The organism is Geodermatophilus sp. SYSU D00710, assembly GCF_054050195.1.
Window position 1 is genome coordinate 106,776 of record NZ_JBJGYX010000011.1, and the last position, 7,129, is coordinate 113,904.

The 7,129-nt window shown below is 76.0% G+C and carries 6 protein-coding genes; 5 read left to right on the top strand and 1 reads right to left on the bottom strand.

Annotation, left to right across the window (positions count from 1 at the left end):
- The first annotated feature begins 122 nt into the window (after positions 1-122).
- The 4 genes from ACI78U_RS07640 (at position 123) to ACI78U_RS07655 (ending at position 4,174) form a co-directional block, all read left to right on the top strand.
- A complete protein-coding gene (locus ACI78U_RS07640; protein ID WP_456874689.1) occupies positions 123-2,159 on the top strand; it encodes an APC family permease in 2,037 nt (678 codons plus the stop codon).
- A complete protein-coding gene (locus ACI78U_RS07645; RefSeq protein WP_456874690.1) occupies positions 2,152-3,462 on the top strand; it encodes a class I SAM-dependent RNA methyltransferase in 1,311 nt (436 codons plus the stop codon). Before ACI78U_RS07640 ends, ACI78U_RS07645 begins: the two co-directional genes overlap by 8 nt.
- 28 nt (positions 3,463-3,490) lie before the next feature.
- A complete protein-coding gene (locus ACI78U_RS07650; RefSeq protein WP_456874691.1) occupies positions 3,491-3,718 on the top strand; it encodes a DUF4177 domain-containing protein in 228 nt (75 codons plus the stop codon).
- Positions 3,719-3,805: 87 nt separating this feature from the next.
- Complete coding sequence (locus ACI78U_RS07655; RefSeq protein ID WP_456874692.1) at positions 3,806-4,174, top strand: hypothetical protein; 369 nt, start codon at positions 3,806-3,808, stop codon at positions 4,172-4,174.
- Here the strand turns inward: ACI78U_RS07655 and ACI78U_RS07660 are convergent.
- Positions 4,171-5,358, bottom strand: coding sequence for an ROK family protein (locus ACI78U_RS07660; RefSeq protein ID WP_456874693.1), 1,188 nt, complete (start codon positions 5,356-5,358; stop codon positions 4,171-4,173). The genes ACI78U_RS07655 and ACI78U_RS07660 overlap by 4 nt on opposite strands.
- A 213-nt stretch (positions 5,359-5,571) precedes the next feature.
- On the opposite strand from ACI78U_RS07660, the gene dxs reads away from it, so the two are divergent.
- Positions 5,572-7,129: 1-deoxy-D-xylulose-5-phosphate synthase (gene dxs, locus ACI78U_RS07665; protein ID WP_456874694.1), on the top strand; the 1,558-nt coding region annotated here is incomplete at its 3' end.

Sequence of the window (7,129 nt, forward strand, 5' to 3'; positions counted from 1 at the left end):
GGCGCGAAGCTACACCCGCTCGGGCGGCTGCGGAGGACCCGTCGCGGACGCCTGACCCGTCGGGGGCGCAGCCGTCCCGGAGGTGCGGCACCGGGTGCCCCGGCGTCCGTACCATCGCCGCCGTGCCAAGCCTGTCCGACCTCGGACAACTGCCGAAACGGCTCGTCCTGGGACGGCCGGTCCGCAGCGACCGGCTGGGGGAGTCCCTGCTGCCCAAGCGCGTCGCGCTCCCCGTCTTCGCCAGCGACCCGCTCTCCTCCGTGGCCTACGCCACCCAGGAGCTGCTGGTGATCCTGGCGCTGGCCGGCACGGCGTACCTGTACCTGACCCCCTGGCTGGCGGCGGGGGTGGTCGTGCTGCTGGTGACGGTGGTGGCGTCCTACCGGCAGGTGGTGCGCGCCTACCCGTCCGGCGGTGGCGACTACGAGGTCGCCATGCGCAACCACGGCCAGTTCGCGGGGCTGGTGGTGGCCAGCGCGCTGCTCATCGACTACGTGCTCACCGTGGCGGTGTCGGTGTCGGCCGGCACCGACAACATCATCTCGGCCTTCCCGGCGCTGGACGAGCACCGGGTCGCGATCGCCCTCGGCCTGGTGGCCCTGCTGGCGGCGCTCAACCTGCGCGGGCTGCGGGAGTCCGGCCGCGCCTTCGCCGCGCCCACCTACCTGTTCATCACCGCGATCCTGGTCATGATCGCCACCGGCCTGGTGCGGTACTTCGTCACCGGCTCGGACCTGGCGGCCGAGAGCGCCGGGTACACGATCAGCCCGCAGGCGGACTACGCCGAGCTCGGCGGGCTGGCGCTGGTCCTGCTGGCGCTGCGCGCCTTCGCCTCCGGGTGCACCGCCCTGACCGGCGTGGAGGCGATCGCCAACGGCGTCCCGGCCTTCCGCCCGCCCAAGAGCCGCAACGCCGCCACCACCCTGGCCCTCATGGGCGGCGTGGCGGCGGCGATGTTCGCCGGGATCACCGCGCTGGCCCTGCTCACCGACGTCCGGTACGCGGCGTCGGCGTGCGACCTGGTCGGCTTCGCCGACTGCGAGACCGAGCCGCAGCGGACGGTGATCGCGCAGGTGGCGGCGGCCACCTTCGGCGGGTCCCAGTCGGTGGGCTTCTTCGCCGTCCAGGCGTTCACCGCCGCCGTCCTCGTCCTCGCGGCCAACACCGCGTTCAACGGCTTCCCGCTGCTGGGCTCGGTGCTCGCGCAGGACCGCTTCCTGCCCCGGCAGCTGCACACCCGCGGCGACAAGCTCGCCTTCAGCAACGGCATCCTGCTGCTGGCCGGGTTCGCCGGCCTGCTGATCGTCGTCTTCGACGCGTCGGTGACCTCGCTGATCCAGCTCTACATCCTCGGGGTGTTCATCAGCTTCAGCATCGGTCAGTGGGGGATGGTCCGGCACTGGAACCGGGAGCTGCGCTCGAGCACGGACGCCGCCCAGCGGGCCCGGATGCGCCGGTCCCAGGCGATCAACCTCGCCGGCGCCACGCTCACCAGCGTCGTGCTGGTCGTGATCGTGGTCACCAAGTTCGTCCACGGCGCGTGGCTGGTGCTGGTGTGCATGCCGTTCCTCATCGTCCTGATGCGGGCGATCAACCGGCACTACTCGCACGTCGCCGAGCAGCTGGTGCCCGACGTCGACTCGCGGATGCTGCCGAGCAAGGTCCACGCCGTCGTGCTCGTGTCCAAGGTGCACCGGCCGACGCTGCGCGCGCTGGCCTTCGCCCGCGCCACCCGGCCCGACCAGCTGACCGCGCTGACGGTCAACGTCGACGACGCCGACACCCGCGCCCTGCAGGCCGACTGGGACCGCTACGACATCCCCGTCCCGCTGACCGTGCTCGAGTCGCCGTTCCGGGAGATCACCCGGCCGGTCGTCGACTACGTGAAGGCGATCCGCCGCTCCAGCCCGCGGGAGCTGGTCATCGTGTTCGTGCCGCAGTACGTCGTCGGGCACTGGTGGGAGAACGTGCTGCACAACCAGAGCGCGCTGCGGCTGCGCGCCCGGCTGCAGTTCCAGCCCGGGGTCATGATCACCACGGTGCCGTGGCAGCTGGAGAGCTCCATCGGCCGCGACGACGACCGACAGCGGGGCCCGGCGCCGGGCGACGTGCGCCGCGGCCTGTCCGACGACCCGGTCGAGTCGACCCCCTATGGCTGACGGCCGGCGCCGCCCCCGGGGAGCCCGGCCGCCGCGCCCCGACCGGGGTGGCGGCTGGACCGGCCGGGAGTTCGAGGTGACCGTCGGCCCGGTGGCCCACGGCGGGCACTGCGTGGCCCGGCACGAGGGCCGGGTGGTGTTCGTGCGGCACGCGCTGCCGGGGGAGCGGGTGGTCGTCCGCGTCACCGAGGACCGCCAGCCCGGCTACTGCCGCGCCGACGCGGTCGAGGTGCGCGAGGCCTCGCCCGACCGCGTCGAGCGGCCCTGCCCGTACAGCGGGCCGGGGCGCTGCGGGGGTTGCGACTGGCAGCACGTGTCCTGGGACGGGCAGCGCCGGCTCAAGGCCGACGTCGTCCGCGAGCAGCTCACCCGGCTCGGCCGGCTCGACCCCGCCGACCCCCTCCTCACCGGCCTGATCGTCGAGGCGCTGCCCGGCGGCCCGCTGCGCTGGCGGTCGCGGACGCGGTTCGCCGTCGACCGGTCCGGGACCCCCGGGCTGCGGCGGCACCGCTCCCACGACCTGTTCCCCCTCGACGACTGCCCGATCACCGTGGAGGCCGCCGCCCGCGCCGTGCTCGACCGCCGCTGGCCGGGCGCGGGTGCGGTCGACGTCGCGGTGGACTCCGCGGGGACGGTGACCACGACCCGGCTCGACCGGCGCGGTGCCCCCACCTCGACCCGCGTGCTCCGCGCCGGCGACGACGAGGCCGCCGTCCCCGCCGGGCGGGCCGCGCGGCACGCCGCCGGTCGGGACTGGGAGGTCGAGGGCACCGGCTTCTGGCAGGTGCACGGGTCGGCGGCCGACGCCCTGGTGTCCGCCGTGGCCGGGGCCTCGTCGGTGCGGCCCGGGGAGACGGTGCTCGACCTGTACGCCGGCGCGGGCCTGTTCGGCGGCGCGCTGGCGCCCGCGGTGGGGGAGTCGGGCCGGGTCGTGTGCGTGGAGGCCGACGTCGGGGCGTGCGCCGCCGCGGAGGCCAACCTGGCGGACCTGCCGCAGGCCGAGGTCTGGCAGGGCGAGGTGGACGCCGAGGGGCTGACCGGCCTGCTGGTGGAGCTCGGCGGGCGCCCCGACGTCGTCGTGCTCGACCCGCCGCGGGCCGGCGCCGGACCGGCCGTCAGCCGGGTGCTGGCCGGGACGGGGGCGCGCGCGGTCGTCTACGTCGCCTGCGACCCGGCGTCGCTGGCCCGTGACGTCGCCGTGTTCGCCGGCGCCGGGTACCGGCTCGCCGCGCTGCGGGCCTTCGACGCCTTCCCGATGACCGCGCACGTCGAGTGCGTCGCGCTGCTCGTCCCCGCGACCTGACCCGGAGGGCGCCGGATACGGTCTGGGGGTGACCACCTGGGAGTACGCCTCGGTCATCACGGCCAACGACGCCGAGTCGCAGCGCGCGGGGGTGAGCGTCAAGCTCCCCGGCGGGCGGCTGGAACGGCAGCAGGGGGACACCAGCTCGGTGCTCAACCGGCTCGGCGGCGAGGGGTGGGAGCTGGTGAGCTACCACTCCAGCGGAGCCGGCACCTGGGGTTTCGAGCAGTTCTGGCTCAAGCGCCCGCTCGCCTAGGTCGCGGGCGGGTCGCTCCGGTCACGACCGGGTGACGGCGCCGCCCGCCGGGTCGAACGCGTGTTCGATCTGCGGCAGACTGCCGGCGTGGGATCGAGCGTGCCGCCGGGCTGGCCGGAGCAGGTGCGTCCGCCGGGTGCGCCCGACTGGGAGCGCACCGCGGTCACCTGGCTCTTCGACCTCGTGCCGGCCGACTACCGGGCGCACGAGGTGCTGCGCCGCTATCCGGTCCTGCTCGCCCGGATGGCCGGCGACCACGTCGGCGCGGGGCTGGAGGCCGCCCGCGCGGGCTGGCGGACCGTCCGTGTCGACCTCGCCGACCACCTGCCCCCGGACGCCCTGGAGGCCGCGGTGGCGGCCTACGAGCGGGAGGGTGCGCGGCTGGCCGCCGCCGCACGCGGCGTGACGGTCGTGGCCGGGGCGCTGCGCGGCGAGGTCTGGGTGCCCCGCCTCTAGCCGCCACCCAGCCGGTCGGCCTCCCGGATCCCGACGGCGAGCGCGCCGAGGAGCTCCGCGCGGCCCCCGAGCGAGCCCGGCACCACGGTGAGCTGCTCGGCGGCGGCGGGGATGGCGGACTGCTCGAGGGCCCGCCGCAGCGGGTCCACCAGCAGGTCGCCGGCGGTGCCGAGCTCCCCGCCGACGACGATGCGGTCCGGGTTGAGCACGTTGACCAGCCCGCCGAGGACGAGGCCGACCGACGTCCCGGCGTCGGCGATCAGCCGCCGGCAGGCCTGGTCGCCGTCCTGGGCGCCGGCCACGAGGGAGCGCAGGTCGGTGTGGTGGGGCGCGGCCGTGCGGATCGCCCGCAGCAGGGCGGTGCCGCCGGCGGTCAGCTCCAGGCAGCCGCGGTTGCCGCAGCGGCACAGCGGTCCCGACGGGTCGAGGCTGACGTGGCCCATCTCGCCGGCCGTGCCGGAGACGCCGCGCAGCAGGTCGCCGTCGAGGACCAGCGCGCCGCCGACGCCGGTGGCCATCTTGAGGTAGATCGTGGAGCGCGAGCCCCGGCCGGCGCCCCAGCGCACCTCCGCGACCGCGCCGAGGTTCGCGTCGTTCTCCACGATCACCGGGACGCCGAGCCGTTCCTGCAGTGCGGGCGCCGGCGTCCGGCCCGACCAGGTCGGCAGGATGTTCGAGCGCGCCACGGTGCCGCGGGCGCTGGCCGAGCGGCCGACCACCGGCGTCGGGAGGCCGACGACCGCGCCGACGACGTCGGCGGTGCCGGCGCCGGCCCGGGCCAGCTCGTCCTCCACCTGGCCGCCCACGGTGTCGAGGACGGCGTCGGGGCCGAGGTCGGCGACCGGCAGGGTGGTCACCTCCTCGCCGACGATCCGGTGGGACAGGTCGGCGACGGCGGTGCGGACGTGCGTGCGCCCGATGTCCACCCCCACGACGACGCCGGCCCTGCGGGTCAGCTGCACGAGGCGGGCGGGCCGCCCGCCGGTGGGCAGCGCGTCCGAGGGGTCCGCGGGCGCGACCAGCCCCTGGTCGACGAGGTCGGCGACGTATCCGGAGACCGTGGCCCGCGACAGGCCGGTCTGCTCGACCAGCTGCGCGCGCGTCGCCGGGCCGCCGACCCGCAGCGCCTCGACGAGCCGGCGCGAGGGTCCAGTCACCTCGGGCAGCCACGGCCGGGTGTGCATGGCGTGATCGTGAGCACACTCCCGCCTTCTGTCAATCGACGACGGAACTGGGTCCTCCGGCGTGGGGAGAGTGCTGCCGTGCGACGGAACGGTCCGCCCCCGGTCGCCCGTCCACCGCTTCGCCGGGAGGGGCCGGCCGTCGCGCGACTACAGTGGGTCGGCGGCCCTCGACCAGCCGTGCCACCGCCGCCACAGAGAGGACACCGCCGCGCCGTGTCGCTCCTGCGCTCGCTCCGCGACCCCGCCGACCTCCGGGCGCTGCCCGCCGAGCAGCTGCCCGCGCTGGCCGCGGAGATCCGTGACGCGCTGGTCACCAGCGTCGCCCGGACCGGCGGCCACCTCGGTCCCAACCTCGGCACCGTCGAGCTGACCATCGCCCTGCACCGGGTGTTCGAGTCGCCGCGCGAGCCGATCGTCTTCGACACCGGCCACCAGGCCTACGTGCACAAGATGCTCACCGGCCGCGTCGAGGGCTTCGACCGGCTGCGCCAGCGCGGCGGGCTCTCGGGCTACCCGAGCCGGGCCGAGAGCGAGCACGACTGGGTCGAGAACAGCCACGCCTCCACCGCCCTGTCCTACGCCGACGGCCTGGCCAAGGCCTTCGCCGTCCGCGGTGACACCCGCCCCGTCGTCGCCGTCGTCGGCGACGGCGCCCTCACCGGCGGCATGGCCTGGGAGGCGCTCAACAACATCGCCGCCGCGCAGGACCGGCCGGTCGTCATCGTCGTCAACGACAACGGCCGGTCCTACTCGCCGACCATCGGCGGCGTGGCCGACGCGCTGGCCGGTCTCCGCCTGCGCCCGGGCTACGAGCAGGCGCTGCTGGCCATCCGCCAGGCGCTGCACCGCGCGCCGGTGCTGGGCACGGCGCTCTACGACGCGCTGCACGGGCTCAAGAAGGGCCTCAAGGACGTGCTCTCGCCGCAGGGCATGTTCGAGGACCTCGGCCTCAAGTACGTCGGCCCCGTCGACGGCCACGACGTGGAGGTGCTGGAGTCGGCGCTGCGCCGGGCGCGGTCCTTCGGCCGGCCGGTGATCGTCCACGCGGTCACCACCAAGGGCTTCGGCTACCCACCGGCCGAGACCGACCAGATCGACGCCTGGCACGCCACCGGCGTCTTCGACCCCGACAGCGGGGTCGGTCCCGTCGCGGCGCGGGACTGGACGGCGGCGTTCTCCGACGAGCTGGTGCGCATCGGCGCCGAGCGGGCCGACGTCGTCGCCGTCACCGCCGCGATGCTGCACCCCACGGGCCTGGCCGGCTTCGCCGAGCGGTTCCCCGAGCGCACCTTCGACGTCGGCATCGCCGAGCAGCACGCGCTGACCAGCGCCGCCGGCATGGCGATGGCGGGGCTGCACCCGGTCGTCGCGGTCTACTCGACGTTCCTCAACCGGGCCTTCGACCAGCTGCTCATGGACGTCGCGCTGCACGGGCAGCCGGTCACCGTCGTCCTCGACCGGGCCGGGGTCACCGGCACCGACGGCGCCTCGCACAACGGCATGTGGGACTTCTCGATCTGCTCGGTGGTCCCGGGGCTCCGCATGGCGGCGCCGCGTGACGAACCGACCCTGCGCGAGGCGCTGCGGGAGGCGGTGGCGGTGACCGACGGGCCCACGGTCGTGCGCTTCCCGAAGGGCCCCCCGCCGGTGGACATCCCGTCGCTGGAGCGGCGGGGGGGGGGGGGGGGGGGGGGGGGGGGGGGGGGGGGGGGGGGGGGGGGGGGGGGGGGGGGGGGGGGGGGGGGGGGGGGGGGGGGGGGGGGGGGGGGCG

Excerpts from the sequence above, each read along its gene's own strand:
- ACI78U_RS07645 (WP_456874690.1), top strand. The coding sequence starts at position 2,152 with ATGGCTGACGGCCGGCGCCGCCCCCGGGGAGCCCGGCCGCCGCGCCCC.
- ACI78U_RS07660 (WP_456874693.1), bottom strand. The coding sequence starts at position 5,358 with ATGCACACCCGGCCGTGGCTGCCCGAGGTGACTGGACCCTCGCGCCGG.